Origin of the sequence: Curtobacterium sp. SGAir0471, assembly GCF_005490985.1 — a bacterium.
Taxonomy (GTDB): domain Bacteria; phylum Actinomycetota; class Actinomycetes; order Actinomycetales; family Microbacteriaceae; genus Curtobacterium.
Genome location: NZ_CP027869.1, coordinates 863,079 through 879,348, shown reverse-complemented (window position 1 = coordinate 879,348; position 16,270 = coordinate 863,079). Strand labels below are relative to the sequence as shown.

Annotated in this window: 16 protein-coding genes; 4 read left to right on the top strand and 12 right to left on the bottom strand. The window is 71.3% G+C overall.

The annotated features are described in order from the left end of the window. The first annotated feature begins 30 nt into the window (after nucleotides 1-30). Nucleotides 31-882 carry a class I SAM-dependent methyltransferase gene (locus C1N91_RS04120; protein WP_137766721.1) on the top strand — a complete coding sequence of 284 codons (852 nt, stop codon included), beginning with the start codon at nucleotides 31-33 and terminating at the stop codon, nucleotides 880-882. Nucleotides 883-967: 85 nt separating this feature from the next. Here the strand turns inward: C1N91_RS04120 and C1N91_RS04115 are convergent, their stop codons facing one another. After that, entirely contained in the window at nucleotides 968-1,348 is a 381-nt protein-coding gene (locus C1N91_RS04115) for a twin-arginine translocase TatA/TatE family subunit (RefSeq protein ID WP_137766720.1), read from the bottom strand. A 64-nt stretch (nucleotides 1,349-1,412) separates the two neighbouring features. On the opposite strand from C1N91_RS04115, the gene C1N91_RS04110 reads away from it, so the two are divergent. Beyond that, a complete protein-coding gene (locus C1N91_RS04110; protein WP_137766719.1) occupies nucleotides 1,413-2,045 on the top strand; it encodes an O-methyltransferase in 633 nt (210 codons plus the stop codon). A gap of 160 nt (nucleotides 2,046-2,205) precedes the next feature. Here C1N91_RS04110 and C1N91_RS04105 read toward each other — a convergent pair whose 3' ends face one another. After that, nucleotides 2,206-2,376, bottom strand: coding sequence for a DUF3117 domain-containing protein (locus C1N91_RS04105; protein ID WP_017887054.1), 171 nt, complete (start codon nucleotides 2,374-2,376; stop codon nucleotides 2,206-2,208). 145 nt (nucleotides 2,377-2,521) lie between these two features. On the opposite strand from C1N91_RS04105, the gene C1N91_RS04100 reads away from it, so the two are divergent. Then, nucleotides 2,522-3,694 carry an AI-2E family transporter gene (locus C1N91_RS04100; protein ID WP_175415905.1) on the top strand — a complete coding sequence of 391 codons (1,173 nt, stop codon included), beginning with the start codon at nucleotides 2,522-2,524 and terminating at the stop codon, nucleotides 3,692-3,694. Here C1N91_RS04100 and C1N91_RS04095 read toward each other — a convergent pair. Continuing rightward, the gene (locus C1N91_RS04095; RefSeq protein WP_137766717.1) at nucleotides 3,673-4,911 is read right to left on the bottom strand and encodes a hypothetical protein; all 1,239 of its coding nucleotides are present in this window, start codon (nucleotides 4,909-4,911) and stop codon (nucleotides 3,673-3,675) included. The two genes, C1N91_RS04100 and C1N91_RS04095, sit on opposite strands and share 22 nt — an antisense overlap. Continuing rightward, nucleotides 4,908-5,990, bottom strand: coding sequence for a succinyl-diaminopimelate desuccinylase (gene dapE / locus C1N91_RS04090; RefSeq protein WP_137766716.1), 1,083 nt, complete (start codon nucleotides 5,988-5,990; stop codon nucleotides 4,908-4,910). The genes C1N91_RS04095 and dapE overlap by 4 nt, the downstream gene beginning before the upstream one ends. A gap of 175 nt (nucleotides 5,991-6,165) precedes the next feature. Here dapE and dapD point away from each other — a divergent pair, with 175 nt between their 5' ends. Beyond that, a complete protein-coding gene (gene dapD / locus C1N91_RS04085; protein WP_137766715.1) occupies nucleotides 6,166-7,134 on the top strand; it encodes a 2,3,4,5-tetrahydropyridine-2,6-dicarboxylate N-succinyltransferase in 969 nt (322 codons plus the stop codon). A gap of 381 nt (nucleotides 7,135-7,515) precedes the next feature. Here dapD and C1N91_RS04080 read toward each other — a convergent pair whose 3' ends face one another. The 8 genes from C1N91_RS04080 to typA all read right to left on the bottom strand — a co-directional run bounded on the left by C1N91_RS04080 (nucleotide 7,516) and on the right by typA (nucleotide 16,216). Beyond that, nucleotides 7,516-8,874 carry a citrate synthase gene (locus C1N91_RS04080; protein ID WP_269084447.1) on the bottom strand — a complete coding sequence of 453 codons (1,359 nt, stop codon included), beginning with the start codon at nucleotides 8,872-8,874 and terminating at the stop codon, nucleotides 7,516-7,518. Between the two features lie 144 nt (nucleotides 8,875-9,018). Beyond that, nucleotides 9,019-9,423 (bottom strand): hypothetical protein, encoded by a 405-nt coding sequence (locus C1N91_RS04075; protein ID WP_137766714.1) that lies wholly within the window; start codon nucleotides 9,421-9,423, stop codon nucleotides 9,019-9,021. A 103-nt stretch (nucleotides 9,424-9,526) separates the two neighbouring features. Then, nucleotides 9,527-10,645 carry a succinyldiaminopimelate transaminase gene (gene dapC, locus C1N91_RS04070; protein ID WP_137766713.1) on the bottom strand — a complete coding sequence of 373 codons (1,119 nt, stop codon included), beginning with the start codon at nucleotides 10,643-10,645 and terminating at the stop codon, nucleotides 9,527-9,529. 13 nt (nucleotides 10,646-10,658) lie between these two features. After that, complete coding sequence (fdxA, locus tag C1N91_RS04065; RefSeq protein ID WP_058728223.1) at nucleotides 10,659-10,976, bottom strand: ferredoxin; 318 nt, start codon at nucleotides 10,974-10,976, stop codon at nucleotides 10,659-10,661. Between the two features lie 37 nt (nucleotides 10,977-11,013). Next, nucleotides 11,014-12,288 carry a PIG-L family deacetylase gene (locus C1N91_RS04060; protein WP_137766712.1) on the bottom strand — a complete coding sequence of 425 codons (1,275 nt, stop codon included), beginning with the start codon at nucleotides 12,286-12,288 and terminating at the stop codon, nucleotides 11,014-11,016. Nucleotides 12,289-12,307: 19 nt separating this feature from the next. Further along, the gene (locus C1N91_RS04055) at nucleotides 12,308-12,847 is read right to left on the bottom strand and encodes a hypothetical protein (protein WP_137766711.1); all 540 of its coding nucleotides are present in this window, start codon (nucleotides 12,845-12,847) and stop codon (nucleotides 12,308-12,310) included. Nucleotides 12,848-13,002: 155 nt separating this feature from the next. After that, nucleotides 13,003-14,196 (bottom strand): amidohydrolase, encoded by a 1,194-nt coding sequence (locus C1N91_RS04050; protein WP_137766710.1) that lies wholly within the window; start codon nucleotides 14,194-14,196, stop codon nucleotides 13,003-13,005. Between the two features lie 97 nt (nucleotides 14,197-14,293). Then, the gene (typA, locus tag C1N91_RS04045) at nucleotides 14,294-16,216 is read right to left on the bottom strand and encodes a translational GTPase TypA (protein WP_058749301.1); all 1,923 of its coding nucleotides are present in this window, start codon (nucleotides 16,214-16,216) and stop codon (nucleotides 14,294-14,296) included. Nucleotides 16,217-16,270 lie beyond the last annotated feature (54 nt).

The window sequence follows — 16,270 nt, the reverse complement described above, 5'->3', positions numbered from 1 at the left end:
GGTCGGCGACGCCCCCGGTAGCGTGACGGCATGGACAGCACCGACCACGTCACCGTCGATTGGGACGCCGCCCGCGAGACGAACCGCGCGAGCTGGGACGACCGGGTACCCATCCACGAGGGCGCGTACGACGTCACCGCGCTCGACGACCCGGCGCACCGGTCGGACGTCGTCCGTGACGACCTGCCCGCGCTCACGCCGTGGCTGCCCGGCGGGACGCTGGCGGGGCTCGACGTCTGCCACCTGCAGTGCCACATCGGCACCGACACCGTCTCGCTCGCCCGCGAGGGGGCCCGACTCACCGGCGTCGACTTCTCGGCGCCGGCGCTCGCGTCGGCAGCGGCCCTCGCGGACCGGCTCGGCCTCGACGTGACGTGGGTGGAGACCGACGTCCTCGATGCCCGCGCCGCCGTCACGGGTGACTTCGACGTCGTCTACACGAGCATCGGCACGATCTGCTGGCTCGATGACCTCGACCGCTGGGCCGCACAGGTCGCGGGGCTCCTCCGGCCGGGCGGCGTCTTCTTCATCCGCGACGGCCACCCGGCGCTGTACGCCCTGGACGAGGACGCACCGGAGCTCGTGACGCGACACCGCTACTTCCCCGACGGGACGGCGCAGCAGTGGGAGGACGCGGGTACCTACGTCGGCGACGGCACCGTCGCGAACACCCGCACGTACGAGTGGCCTCACCCGCTCTCCGAGGTCGTCAACGCCCTGCTCGGCGCCGGACTGCGACTGCGCCGACTCGACGAGGGGCGGACGCTGCCGTGGCGCTTCAGCCCCCGCATGGAGGAGGACGGGCACGGCTCGTGGGTCTGGCCCGCCACTGACCGCGACCGGATGCCGACGACGTTCACGATCGTCGCGACGCGGGACTGACGGCCGGGAGGCGCGGTGCCGGCCGGCACCGTGCCTCCAGGCCGTCACCGGGTCACGGGACGGGCCGCAGGTCGACTCGCACGGGTCAGGTCGCCTCGGTGTCGTAGGGGGCGGGCTCGCCCTCGGCGAGCGGCACCACCGGTGCCGTCGCCCGCACCTTCGACGCGGTCACCTGCGCGGTCTCGACGGCCGCCATGCTGCCGGCGGTCGTCCCGCCGGAGTCGAGCAGTGCGTCGCGGATGATGCGCCGGGGGTCGTACTGGCGCGGGTCGAGCTTCTGCCAGTCGACGTCGTCGAACTCGGGGCCCATCTCCTCGCGCATGCGGTCCTTCGCGGTGTCGGCGAAGCGGCGGACCGCCTTGACGAACTCGGCGAGCTTCTGCGCGTACATCGGCAGGCGCTGCGGCCCGAGCAGCAGCACCGCGATGATCCCGATGATCAGGATCTTGTTGAAGTCGATGGACACGGCAACGAGCGTAACCCGTCCCACTGCGCCACACCCGTAGAGTTGTCTCCCGAACGGAGTGTGCGTGTCAGAGAAAGAGTCGAACTGGAAGTTCGCCGAGGACATCGTCTCGGAGCCCGAGGCGATCGCCCGAGCGCGAGAGCACTCCCTCGAACTCGGGGTCGAAGCGATCTCCCCCGCGATCGGCGCGCAGATCGCCGTGGTCGCCGCGGCGTCGCGAGCCACGAGCATGATCGAGATCGGCACCGGACTCGGCGTCTCCGGGCTCTGGCTGCTGCGCGGTGCACCCGACGCCACCCTGACGACGATCGACGCCGAGGTCGACCACCAGCAGTACGCACGCGACGCCTTCATCGCCGCCGGCACCGCTCCGTCGCGGGTCCGACTCATCCCGGGTCGGGCGAACCAGGTGCTGCCCCGGATGAACGAGGCGTCGTACGACGTCGTCCTCGTCGATGCCGACCCCGAGCACGTCATCGAGTACGTGGAGCACGGACTCCGGCTCGCACGCGTCGGCGGCACGGTGCTCGTGCCGCACGCGCTCTGGCGCGGTCGGGTCGCGGACCCGGTGCGTCGAGACCGCGCGACGACCGACTTCCGGCTGCTGCTGACCGAGGTGTCCACCTCGGGCGCGGTCCGGAGCGCGCTCTCCCCCGCGGGCGACGGGCTGCTGCAGATGACGAAGGTGTCCGCCTGACCCGTCGGACGACCAGACGAGCCCGACCGATCGGATGGGTCGGGCGGCCGCCTGGGTCGGCCGGTCGGCCGTGTCTGTCCGTCGGCTGCGCCGGCGGCGGGGTGCACAGGAGGCCCGGAGCGTACGCGCTCCGGGCCTCCTGTCGTGGTGCGTCGACGGACTAGGCGGAGACGACCTCTGCCAGTGCGTCGTGGAGTTCCTTGGCCTCGGCGTCGTTGACCGAGACCACCAGGCGGCCTCCACCTTCGAGCGGAACCCGCACGATGATGAGTCGACCCTCCTTGACAGCCTCCATCGGCCCGTCACCGGTCCTCGGCTTCATCGCTGCCATCAGATGTCCCCTTTCGTGCAGAAGATGCTCGCCCATTATCCCGTACCGAGGGGGCAACTGCGAAACCGCCCAGGTTGGGGGTGTCGGAATGCGACGTTCTCGCGGCTCGGAGTGGTCACCTATGCGTATGCCGAACATCCGCTCCATGCTCCGTCCACAGGCCGACCCGGTCGCCGAGGCCGTGCCGACGGGCATGCGCATCGCCGGAGCGTTCTCGTGGCGGTTCCTCGTGACGGTCGCCGCCCTGGCCGTCGTCGTCGCCCTCGTGGTCCTGCTGCAGGACATCGTGGTGCCGTTCCTGGTGGGCCTGCTCGTCTGCGCGCTCCTCGCACCGTTCTCGGCGTTCCTGCAACGGCACCGGTGGCCGAAGTGGCTCTCGGTGCTGACGGCGTGCCTCGCGGTCGTGGTCTTCCTCGGTGTCCTGGCGCTCGTCGTCACGGCACAGGTCCGCTACGACCTGCCGACCCTCGAACGTCGGCTCTCGAGCAACGTGCAGACCTTCCAGACCCTCCTCGCATCCGAACCCTTCGGCATCACCTCGGCGCAGGTCACGAAGTACCTCGCTGAAGCGACGAAGTTCCTGCAGACCCACGTCGCGTCGATCCTGTCCGGTGCGGCCGAGGCGGGCAGCGGCCTGGTGCACGCGCTCGAGGGGCTGTTCATCGTGGTGTTCACGACGATCTTCGTGCTCATCGACGGTCGCCGGATCTGGTCGTGGGTGGTCCGCATCTTCCCCCGACGCTCCCGCGGACGGATCGACGCGGCCGGTCAGGCGGGGTGGAAGACCCTCACGAGCTTCATCCGCGTGCAGCTGGTCGTCGCGGTGACGGACGCGCTCGGCATCGTCATCGGCGCGCTCGCCCTGGGGCTGCCGCTGGCCGTCCCGATCGGCGTGATCGTGTTCTTCGGCGCGTTCGTCCCGGTGGTCGGCGCGATCGTGGCGGGCACCGTCGCCGTGCTCATCGCGCTGGTCTTCAACGGACTGGTACCGGCGCTGATCATGCTCGCGGTGGTGGTGGCGGTGCAGCAGCTCGAGAGCCACGTCCTGCACCCGTTCCTGACCGGATCAGCCGTGCGCGTCCACCCGCTCGGTGTCGTGCTCGGCGTCACCGCGGGCACGACGATCGCCGGGGTCGTCGGGGCGTTCTTCGCGGTGCCGTTCATCGCGACCGTGAACGCGATGGTGCACGCTGCCGCCGACTGGCGCCCTGGTGAGGACCCGTCGGACACGCCCCCCGCTGCCGGGTCAGACGACCGCGAGGTCGACCAGGGCGGCGCCGACCACCGCCGCGCCGATCACGGCGGCGTCCAGTCGTAGCCGTCGACCCACCAGCACGTGTACAGCCAGACGAACTGCAGACCGAGGCACACCGCGACCACGAGCACCCGGTACACCCGTGACCGCGGCAGGGCGACGATGCCGAGCAGCGGCGCGATCGGCAGCAGGATGCGCCAGGTGCTCGACTGCGGGAAGAACACCGCGAGCAGGTAGACCACGTAGGCGACGCCCCACAGGCGGAGCTCGAGGCCGACACGACGCGCTGCCGGGTGGAAGACGAAGACCGTGAAGGCGAGGACCGCGACCGCGAGCAGGATCCCGCCCGCCGGCTGCCCGAACCACCACCCGGCGCCCTGGATCCACGGTGCGAAGGGCACGAGCTCCTTCCACCCGATGTACGACGACCGCCACGCGAGCTCGGTGTCCGTGTAGGCCTTCGGCACCCCGGTCACCGCCCACGCGATCGCCGGCCACGCGAGCCCGACGAGCCCCGACACCGCGCCCACGACGAGCGGCGGCAGCGCGGCGCGCAGGGTCGGCCGCTCCGACTCGCGCACCCAGGACGGTCGGGTCGTCCAGGCGGCCAGGAACAGCACCACGAGGAGCGCGAACGCCAGGCCGGTCGGCCGCGTCATGCCGAGCAGCAGCACGACGGGCAGCATCGTCCACCAGCGCCGGTCGACCAGCAGCAGGAGCGCGACCAGGAGCAGGAACAGCCCCATCGCCTCGGCGTAGGCGACCTGGAACACGGCGGACACCGGGGCGACGCAGAACAGCACCGTGGCGAACATCGCCCGGCCGTCGTCGAGGAAGCGGCCCATCAGCCGTCGGAACACCAGCGCGGCACCCCAGCCCGCGACCAGGGACACCGTGACCGCGACCGCCTCGAACGACGCGCCCGTGAGCACCATGAGCCCGCGCACGAGGAACGGGTAGGCGGGCATGAACGCCCAGGCGTTCTCGGTGACGTGCCCGGCAGCGTCCACCGGCAGGACGGACGGGTAGCCGCTCGACGCGATCACCCGGTACCAGGCACCGTCCCAGATGGCGGCGAAGGACAGGTACGACGGGTGCGCGACGGTGAACGAGTTCGCGGTCTGCACCCGGGCGAACGCCAGGAGCATCGCCCCGGTCACGAGCCGCGCCGCGACGTACACCACCGTGACCCGGAGCCACCAGGGCACGAGTCGGTAGCGCGCCCGCCAGCGACGTGCGGGCAGGTGCCCCGCGACGGTGCGCGCGGGGCCCGTCGTCACGCCGTCAGCCACCGACGCAGGCCGTCCTCGACCGCGGTGATCTGCTCGACGGGGACCTGCTCGTCGTCGTGGTGCGCGAAGACGGGCTCGCCGGGGCCGTAGTTGACCGCCGGGACGCCCAGCGCCGAGAAGCGGGCGACGTCGGTCCAGCCGTACTTCGGGCGCGGCGCGGGGCCGCCGACCGCTGCCACGAACTGCTGCGCGAGCGGAGCGTCGAGCCCGGGACGTGCCCCTGCGGCGAGGTCGACGATCTGCACGTCGTAGCCGTCGAAGAGCTCGCGGACGTGCGCGACCGCCTCGTCGGCGCTGCGCGACGGCGCGAACCGGTAGTTCACGTGGACCATCGCCTCGTCCGGGATGACGTTGCCGGCGATGCCGCCGGAGATGCCGACGGCGTTCAGGCCCTCGCGGTACTCGAGCCCGTCGACCGTCACGGTGCGCGGTTCGTACGCGGCGAGGGTCGCCAGGATCGGTGCCGTCTTGTGGATCGCGTTGTCGCCGATCCAGCTGCGTGCACTGTGGGAGCGCTTGCCGGAGGTCCGGATCTCAGCACGGAGGTTGCCGTTGCAGCCGCCCTCGATCTGCGCGCCCGACGGCTCCCCGAGGATCGCGAAGTCGCCCGCGAGCAGCTCGGGACGGGTCCGCGCCAGCCGACCGAGGCCGTTCAGGGAGTCGCTGACCTCCTCGTGGTCGTAGAACACCCACGTGACGTCGACGTTCGGCTCGGCGAGGTCGTGCGCCAGCTTGAGCTGCACCGCGCAGCCGGCCTTCATGTCGACCGTCCCGCGGCCCCAGAGGATCTCGGCGCCGTCGTCGGCGGTGCGGAACTCGGTCGGGAGGTTGCCGTTGAGCGGCACGGTGTCGATGTGCCCGGCGATCACGACCCGGCGGTCGCGGCCGAGCTGCGTCCGCGCGACGATCGCGTCGCCGTCGCGCACCACCTCGAGGTGGGGCAGCGCTGTCAGCGCCGCCTCGATCGCGTCGGCGAGGGGCCCTTCGTTCCCGGACACCGACTCGATGTCGCAGATGGCACGCGTGATGTCGATGGACGAGGCGGTGAGGTCGAGCTGCTCCGGCATGCGGTCAGCGTACCGGCCGTGTCCCACAGCGATCCGTGCGGCGACCACCTGAGGACGGGAGCCGTCCGTCCACAGGTGGTCGCGCCTCCAGACCGGTCGGATCACGCTCGGAGCGTTCTCCACAGACCGTCTCCCTGGACGGGTCGCCGCGCGGCCCGCTCGCTACCCTGGTGGCGTGACCGACGCGACCGCTGCCACCGACCGACCCACGCACGCCTGGGGCCACGGCCTCGCGACCGTCGCCGCGGACGGCACCACCCTCGACACCTGGTACCCGGAGACGCACCTCGGCGCACGACCGTCCGACGCGGTGTTCCCGCCCGAGCTCGAGGCGCACGTCGGCGACGACCCTCGCCGCGACGTCCGGGTCGAGGCCGTGACGACCGAGATCGTCATCGACGACGCACCGGCCAGCACGCCCGACGCCTACCTGCGCCTGCACCTGCTCAGCCACCTGCACGTGCGGCCGAACGAGATCTCGCTCGACGGCGTCTTCGGCCACCTTCCGATCGTCGCGTGGACCAACGCCGGCCCCGTCCACCCGGATGCTCTGACGCGGCTGCGTCCCGTGCTGCAGCGCGCGGGCATCGCGGTGCACGCGGTCGACAAGTTCCCCCGCCTGCTCGACTACGTCGTCCCGGACCGCGTGCGCATCGGCGATGCGAACCGGGTCCGGCTCGGCGCGCACCTCGCCCCCGGCACGACGGTCATGCACGAGGGCTTCGTGAACTTCAACGCCGGCACCCTCGGCGACGCCATGATCGAGGGCCGGGTCTCGCAGGGCGTGGTCGTGGGCAACGGCACCGACATCGGTGGCGGCGCCTCCATCATGGGCACGCTGTCCGGCGGCGGGACGCACCGGGTGTCGCTCGGGGAGCGGGCGCTGCTGGGTGCGAACGCCGGCCTCGGCATCTCCCTCGGTGACGACTCCGTGGTCGAGGCCGGGCTCTACGTCACGGCGGGCACCAAGGTCGTCCTCGTGGGCGCCGCGCCGAGCCCCGACGGCACGCCGCGCACGGTGAAGGCAGCGGAGCTGTCGGGGGTGCCGAACGTGCTGTTCCGCCGCAACTCGATCTCGGGTGCCGTCGAGGCCCTGCAGCGCCAGGGTCAGGGCATCCAGCTCAACACGGCGCTGCACGCGTAGCGCAGGGCGGTCTGCTGCGCGACGCGCATGCACTCTGCCGCCCGCGCGCCCGGAGCGCGCGCACCGGAGAATCCGGCCGGACCGGGCGTACCTGGTCGAACCGGGCGTACCTGGTCCGCCGGAACCGCCAGGGATGTCCGCTTCCGCCTGCCTGACGCTCGTGATGGGAAGGAACGGACGGAGCGTCGGACGGGAGGCGCGCTGCCCGCCCGCACCGCGCCTCCCGTCCGACACCGCTCGCCGACGCACCCGCGTCGCCGAGCGTGCAGGACACGCCGCGCGGACGTGACCGAACGGGCGAAGTACGTCGCGCTACGAGCATGAGCGTGACAGAACAGGCCCGCTCGGCTCCGTTCGCGCCGGAAGCCGCCGATCGTGGCGTCAGCGGGCGGGGAGGTCCCGCTCCGGGTGTCCCACGTAGAGCTGCTGCGGGCGACCGATCTTGTTCAGCGGGTCGTTGTTCAGCTCGCGCCACTGGGCGATCCAGCCCGGCAGACGCCCGATGGCGAACAGCACGGTGAACATCCGCGGCGGGAAGCCCATCGCCCGGTAGATGATGCCCGTGTAGAAGTCCACGTTCGGGTAGAGCTTCCGGCTGACGAAGTACTCGTCCTCGAGGGCGATCTGCTCGAGCTCCATCGCGATGTCGAGCAGGTCGTCCTGCACGCCGAGCGACTGCAGGACTTCGTGCGCCGACTCCTTCACGAGCTTCGCGCGCGGGTCGTAGTTCTTGTAGACGCGGTGCCCGAAGCCCATGAGCTTCACGCCGCGTTCCTTGTTCTTGACCCGCTCGACGAAGCGCGACACCGGCTCGCCGGAGTCCTTGATCTGCTGGAGCATCTCGAGCACGGCCTCGTTGGCACCACCGTGCAGCGGACCGTACAGCGCGTTGATGCCCGCCGAGATCGACGCGAACATGTTCGCCTTGGTCGAGCCGACCAGGCGGACCGTCGACGTCGAGGCGTTCTGCTCGTGGTCCTCGTGCAGGATGAGGAGCCGTTCGAGCGCCTTGGACAGCACCGGGTTCGGCTTGTACGGCTCGGCCATGGTGCCGAAGTTCAGCCGGAGGAAGTTGTCGACGAACGACAGCGTGTTGTCCGGGTAGAGGAAGGCCTGACCGATCGCCTTCTTGTGCGCGTAGGCGGCGATGACCGGGAGCTTGGCGAGGAGCCGGACGGTCTGCAGCTCGACCTTCTCCGGGTCGTCGACGTCCATGTCGTCCTCGTAGTACGTGGACAGCGCACTGACGGCGCTGGACAGGACCGACATCGGGTGCGCCGAGTGCGGGAGGGCGTCGAACAGGCGACGGAGATCCTCGTGCAGCAGCGTGTGCCGCCGGATGCGGGCGTCGAAGCCCTCGAGCTCCTCGGCGGTGGGGAGCTCGCCGTAGATGAGGAGCCACGCGACCTCGAGGTAGGTGCACCCCGAGGCGACCTGGTCGATGGGGTACCCGCGGTAGCGCAGGATGCCCTGGTCGCCATCGATGTACGTGATGGCGCTCTTCGTCGCGCCGGTGTTGACGAAGCCGTAGTCGAGCGTGTTGAGCCCGGTCTGCTTCTTCAAGGAGGAGATGTCGATGGCGGACGCGCCGTCGACGCTCGGCAGGATCGGGAACTCCGCCGTGCCCCCCGGGAACGTCAGCGTTGCCGTCTCCGTCGACTCTGCGGCGGCGGGGCTGACGGGGACGGGCGTGGTGGGCGGTGTGGCCGTCTTCTGAGCATCGTTGGCAGTGTCAGTCACGGTGACAGCCTAACTGCGCCGACTGTCGGTCGTGCACCACCGGGAGGCGGAGATCTGGTGGATTCCACGGATTGCGCGGCGGGCGGAACAGCCGCGGGATCGGTCCTGGACCACGCCGCACGACTGCTCCGCCCACCGACGGCATCAGCTGAAGTCGTACTGGAACGTCTTCACGGCAGAGGAGACGCCGTTCACGGCCTGCGAGAGCGCGACGTCGTTGACGGCACGCTCGAAGGTCACGTCGAAGGTGACGCGCCCGCGGCCGTCGGCCTGCTTCGTCTGCGCGACGCCGTTCACCGAGTAGGCGACCTCGGCACCGGGCGCAGCCTTGACGAGGATGCTCGTCGCGCCGGAGCCGCCGAAGAGCAGGTCGTAGTAGACGTCCTCGAGCTGTTCGTAGCTCGTGGTGTCGCGCGGCGCGGCCGGCGCCGCCGACGCGACCTCGGAGACCGAGGACGTGTCGGCCGGGGCCGCGTTCGCGGCGATCGGGCTGAGTGCCAGGCCGAGGCCGAGTGCGACGGCGGTGGTGATCAGTGCGGGACGCTTCACGGTGTTCCTTCCTGTGGGACCGCGGGGTGCGGTTCGACCGGAAGGAGTTCTAACGGACCAGTCTGTCGGTATTTCGTATGCCAGGAGAACCCGGGTGGCCGGATCAGGAGACCGCGAGCCGTCGGGCGCTCGCCAGGCGCTGCGCCGCCGCCGCGATCCGGTCGTCGCTCGCCGTGAGCGCCACACGCACGTGCTCCGCCCCGGCCGACCCGTAGAACGTGCCGGGTGCGACGAGGATGCCGCGGTCCGCCAGCCACCCGACGGTGTCGAGCGCGGCCTCGCCACGGGTCGCCCAGAGGTACAGGCCCGCCTGGCTGTGGTCGATCCGGAAGCCCGCTCCCTCGAGTGCCCGTCGGAGCATGTTCCGTCGAGCGCGGTACCGGGACTTCTGCTGCTGCACGTGGGTGTCGTCGGCCAGGGCGACGATCATCGCCTCCTGCACGGGCAGCGGCGGCATCATGCCGGTGTGCTTCCGGACCGCCAGGACATCGGCCAGGATCCTGGCGTCGCCCGCGACGAACGCGGCACGGTAGCCGGCGAGGTTGGACTGCTTCGACAGCGAGTAGACACTGAGCACGCCGTCGACCCGGTCACCCACGACCCGCGGGTCGAGGATCGAGGGCGTCGGGGCGCTGTCGTACGGCGCTTCCCACCCGAGTTCGGCGTAGCACTCGTCACCGACGACGACGGCGCCGAGCTCCCGCGCCCGTGCCACCGCGGCGCGGAGCTGCTCGACGGAGAGCACGCGGCCGTCCGGGTTGCCCGGCGAGTTCAGCCACACGAGCTTCGTGCTCTCCGGCCACGTGGCTGGGTCGTCCGACGCCAGCGCCTCGGCACGCACGAGGGCGGCGCCGAGCTCGTAGGTCGGGTACGCGGCCTCCGGGAACACGACGGTGTCCCCCGGACCGATGCCGAGCCAGAGCGCGAGCCCGGCGATGAACTCCTTCGACCCGATCGTCGGGAGGACCTGCTCCGGGGTCAGCGCGATGCCGTGCCGACGGCCGTACCAGTCGGCGATCGCCTCGCGCAGCGCGGGCGTCCCGGCGACCTGCGGGTACGCGTGCGCGTCGGTCGCGCGGGCGAGGGCCTGTCGGACGACCTCGGGGGTCGGGTCGACGGGCGAGCCGACGCTGAGGTCGACGATGCCGCCCTCGTACGCCGCTGCGCGCTGCTTGAACGGGACGAGCTGGTCCCAGGGGAAGTCGGGGAGGTCGAGCGCCACGGATCGGTCCGGGTCAGCCGCGCGGGGGCTCGGCCATGACCACCGGGTGGTCCTTGTGGATCACGCCGACCTTCGCGGCGCCGCCGGGCGAACCGACCTCTTCGAAGAACTCGACGTTGGCCTTGTAGTAGTCGGCCCACTCGTCCGGCAGGTCGTCCTCGTAGTAGATCGCCTCGACCGGGCAGACCGGCTCGCACGCACCGCAGTCGACGCACTCGTCGGGGTGGATGTAGAGCGACCGGTCACCCTCGTAGATGCAGTCGACCGGGCATTCGTCGATGCAGGCGCGGTCCTTGACGTCGACACAGGGCTGGGCGATCACGTAGGTCACGGTGCGGGTGCTCCCTTCGGACTGAGCGTTGTCGAGTCTACCCGCGGCGTCCGGGAGCCCCGGACGCCGCAGGGTCCGAGGGGTCCGGGGACGACGCAGGAGCCGACGCCGCCGGTCCGGCGCCCGCACCTGCCGACGCCGCTGCCGCGCGGGCACGGAGGCCGGACAGGTCGGGCCACGCCAGGGTGAACGCCGCGATCACCGCCGGTGCGAAGGTCCAGACGTACCCGGCGGGGTTCGCGAGCACGAGCGGTGACGACTGACCGCCGACGCTCACCAGGACCTGCGTCGCGACGATGATCGCGATGCCGGCCGCCGCGACCATCGCCCGCGAGCGGTACAGGAGCCGCAGCCCGACGACCATGCCGAGCACGATGAGGGTCGTGAGCACCATGCCGACCGGGAAGCCCCCGAGCCGCTGCTGGTGGGTGACGGTCCCGAGGGCGCCGACGACCAACCCGGCGACCGCGGCGACGACGACCGCCGTCACCTTCCCCTGACGGGAGAGCTCGGCGAAGGTCTGCGGTGCCGGCGGCACCGGGTCGGCGTCGTGCCGGAAGGCCTCGACCGCGGGAGCCTCCTGTCGGACACCGTGCGGCATCACCCAGGTCAGGCGCTGCGGATCGGCCGGGTCCACGGGATCGATCGTGACCTGCGACCGGTACTGCTCGACGGCTGCGCGCACCTTCGCCCGGACGGGGAGGACGTCGACGGTCAGGTCGACCTCGTCGGAGTCCGCGGGCACGATCATGGAGAAGGGGACCTCCTCGGCACGGGCGGCGTACCGGGCGGCGTGGTGCACCCGCACGTGGTCCGGGTGGCCGTACCCGCCGTCGTCCGCGTAGCTCACCACGGCGTCCGCACCCGTCGAGCGGATCGCTGCGCGGACGTCGTCGACGACCTCGCCGAGGTCGGCCGCCGTGAGCGAGTCGGCCGGGGCGTCGTCGGCGGCGATGGCTCGTCCGTCGGGTCCCCACTGCATGCCGGAGTCGCTGTACCGACGCTCGGGCAGGTCCGTGGGGCGCGCTCCCCCGCTGCCGAGCCACAGGTGCGCCGGACCCCCGAGGGCGGCCAGCGCGGCGGCGATCTCGGTCTCACGGTGCGCGGCGACCCGGGGTCCGTCGCCGAAGAGCGGCGCGAGAGTCTCGGTGAGCATCTCGCCGCGCTCGCCCCGGGTCGCGGTGAGCACGGTCACCTCGGCGCCGAGCTCGAGCAGGGTGGCGATGGTGCCGCCGGACGACAGCGTCTCGTCGTCGGGGTGGGCGTGCACGAACAGGACGCGCTCGGGACGCGGTGCGGGAGCCTTGGACATCGCGTCCCAGGGTACTTCGCTACCGCGGCGTGACGATGTACGTCGCGGTGACGCCGTCCTTCGACTCGGACACCGTCAGCACCACGCGGTGCGTCTCGCTGCGGAACAGCCCGAAGGCGCTCGACGCGTCCTCGCGCTTCGCGGACTCGGTGTACCCGGCCGCTGCGAGCTGTTCTGCGGCCGCCCGGAAGTCGTCGACGGAGGCCACGCGGACCTGCACCACCCACCCGGAGCCGTTCGGGCCGGCCCCGCCGCCCAGGACGGTGCCGTCGACGAGCGGGACGTCAGCGGTCGGGAAGCCGTCCGGCACCTTGCCGTCGCTCGTCACCCCGGTGCCCGAGAGCGCCGCGTCGAGGGCGCCGTCGATGCCACCGGCGACGGAGGCCATGCCGTCCTGGATCGCCTTGCCGTCGATCCCCTGCACGGTCTCGCTGACGTTCGAGGCGACCGACGAACCGAGGTCGGTTGCCTGCTGCACCGCGTCGGCGGAGCAGCCGGTCAGGCCCGCCAGGGCGATGCCCGCGGTGACGGCGGCGATGAGGGTCCGGGTCGTGCGCATGCGGACACCCTAGGTGGACTGCCGGGAGGCGCGGCGTGCGTTCCCTGGGAAGTCTCCCGCCCGCCGCGCCCCGCGGAACGCAACGACGGCGGCTGCTCGCAGCGCTGTGGCGCTGCGCGCTGCCGCCGGAGTTGCGTTTCGCGGAAGGGGTCGCCTCAGGACAGCCAGGCGCGCGCGGCCGCCGTCAGGGCGTCGACGCCGACCGGGATCGCCGTCTCGGCCTGCGGTGCGTAGAACGGCGAGTGGTTGCTCGGGATCTCCTCGCCGCGGCGGAACAGCTCCGGGTCGGTGATGCCGGTGAACCAGTACACGAGCGGCACGCCCGCCGCGGTCGCGAGCTGACCGACGTCCTCCGACGCCATCGCGAGACCGATCTCCAGGTCACGGGCGTCCGGCACGGCACCGCGGAGCGCGTCGAGCACGCGGGCAGCGGCCTCGGCGTCGTTCACGGTGACCTCGGCGCCCGGAGCACGCTCGATCGTCGGGGCGTCGAGGCCACCCGCTGCGCTCTCGGCACGGACGATGCGCTCGATCGAAGCGATGATGCGCTCGCGGGTCTCCTCGTTGCGGGCCCGCGTCGAGATCTCGATGACCGCCTGGTCCGGGATGATGTTCGGACGGGTCCCGGCGTGGAAGCTCCCGACGGTGACGACGCCCGCGTCGGAGGGCGAGACCTCGCGGGAGACCACGGTCTGCAGGCGCACGACGGCGCTCGCGGCGGTGACGATCGGGTCGAGCGATGCCTGCGGCGCCGACCCGTGCGCACCACGGCCGTTGAAGGTGACGGTCAGGCGGTCGCTCGACGCCATCACGGGGCCGCTGCCGACCGCGACGATGCCGACCGGAGCCGGGGCGGAGTGCTGCCCGAGCACGACGTCCGGCCGCGGGAAGCGCTCCACGAGGCCGTCCTCGAGCATCGCGCGGGCGCCGGAGATCACCTCTTCTGCGGGCTGGAACACGGCCACGACCGTGCCGTGCCACGCCCCACGGTCGGCGACGAGCCGTTCCAGGGCGCCGAGCAGCCACGTCACGTGGATGTCGTGCCCGCAGGCGTGCATGGTCGGGACCTCGCCGCCCTCGTCGTCGCGACCGGTGTGGGTGCTCGCGTAGGGCAGGCCGGTGCGCTCCTGCACCGGCAGACCGTCCATGTCGGCGCGGAGCCACACGACCGGGCCGTCGCCGTTCGCCAGGACGCCCACGACGCCCGTGCCGCCGACGCCCGTGGTGACCTCGATCCCGCCGATCTCGGCGAGCCGGTCGGCGATGACACCGGAGGTGCGGTGCTCCTGGAAGCCGAGCTCCGGGTGGGCGTGCAGGTCCTGGTACAGGGAGAGGAGGTCGAGGGTCACGCACCCCACGCTACAACCGAGACCGGCCCGGCCACCTCGACGAGGTGACCGGGCCGGTCGTGGAGGGCGTGCCTCCAGGCTGGTGCCGTTCCGCTGGCTACGCGTCCTGGCGCTTCAGGCGGGCGTAGGCGCGCTGGCGGGCCTGCGCATCGAGCTCGACCTTGCGGATGCGGACGTTGTCGGGCGTGACCTCGACGCACTCGTCCTCGCGCGCGAACTCCAGGCACTCCTCGAGGGAGAGCTGGCGCGACGGCGTCATCGACTCGAAGGAGTCGGCGTTCGCCGAACGCATGTTCGTGAGCTTCTTCTCCTTGGTGATGTTCACGTCCATGTCGTCGGCGCGCGAGTTCTCGCCGATGACCATGCCTTCGTAGACCTCCTCCGTCGGGTTGACGAAGAACGTCATGCGCTCCTGCAGGTTCGTGATGGCGAACGGCGTGACGACACCGGCGCGGTCTGAGACGATCGAGCCGTTGATGCGGGTCTGGATCGGGCCGGCCCACTCGTCGTAGCCGTGCGCGATCGCGTTCGCGATGCCGGTGCCGCGGGTCTCGGTGAGGAACGACGTGCGGAAGCCGATGAGCCCGCGCGACGGCACGATGAACTCCATGCGGATCCAGCCGGTGCCGTGGTTCGTCATGTTCTCCATGCGACCCTTGCGCGCGGCCATGAGCTGCGTGATCGCGCCGAGGTGCTCCTCCGGCGTGTCGATCGTCATGTGCTCGTAGGGCTCGAGGAGCTTGCCGTTCTCGTCACGCTTCGTGACGACCTGCGGCTTGCCGACGGTGAGCTCGAAGCCCTCGCGGCGCATCTGCTCGACGAGGATGGCGAGCGCCAGCTCACCGCGGCCCTGGACCTCCCAGGTGTCCGGGCGGCCGATGTCCTGCACCTTGAGCGAGACGTTGCCGATGAGCTCGCGGTCCAGGCGGTCCTTCACCATGCGGGCCGTGAGCTTGTGGCCCTTGACCTTGCCGACGAGCGGCGAGGTGTTCGTGCCGATGGTCATCGAGATCGCCGGGTCGTCGACCGTGATGGTCGGCAGCGGACGGACGTCCTCGGGGTCGGACAGCGTCTCACCGATGGTGATCGTGTCGAAGCCCGCGACGGCGACGATGTCACCGGGGCCGGCGGACTCGGCCGGGTAGCGGTCGAGCGCCTTCGTGATGAGGAGCTCGGTGATGCGGGCGTTCGCGACGGTGCCGTCGTGCTTGACCCACGCGACCGTCTGCCCCTTCTTCATCGTGCCGTGGAAGATGCGCAGCAGCGCGAGGCGGCCGAGGAACGGCGAGGCGTCGAGGTTCGTGACGTGCGCCTGCAGCGGGTGCTCGTCGTCGTACTTCGGGGCCGGGACGTGCTGCAGGATCGCCTCGAACAGCGGCTCGAGGTCGTCGTTGTCGGGCAGCGAGCCGTCCTCGGGCTTGTTGCGCGACGCGGCACCGGCACGACCGGACGCGTAGACGACGGGCACGTCGAGGATCGCGTCGAGGTCGAGGTCGTCGACCTCGTCCGCCAGGTCGGAGGCCAGGCCGAGGAGCAGGTCCTGCGACTCGGAGACGACCTCGTCGATGCGCGAGTCCGGGCGGTCCGTCTTGTTGACGAGCAGGATCACCGGGAGCTTCGCGGCGAGCGCCTTGCGGAGCACGAAGCGGGTCTGGGGCAGCGGGCCCTCGGACGCGTCGACGAGCAGCACGACACCGTCGACCATGGAGAGGCCGCGCTCGACCTCACCACCGAAGTCGGCGTGGCCGGGGGTGTCGATCACGTTGATCGTGATGCGACCGCCCGGGTTGAACTCCTCGGCGTGCTTCCCGTTGTAGAGCACCGAGGTGTTCTTCGCGAGGATGGTGATGCCCTTCTCGCGCTCGAGGTCGTTCGAGTCCATCATCCGGTCTTCGCCCTCGAAGTGGGCGTCGAACGAGTTGGTCTGCGTGAGCATCGCGTCGACGAGGGTGGTCTTGCCGTGGTCGACGTGTGCCACGATGGCGACGTTGCGCAGGTCGGACCGGGTGGCGAGCGCCATACAGGACATCCTTCAAGTGTTCGTAAGAAGATCGGGCGGCCGACGGCGGCTCTC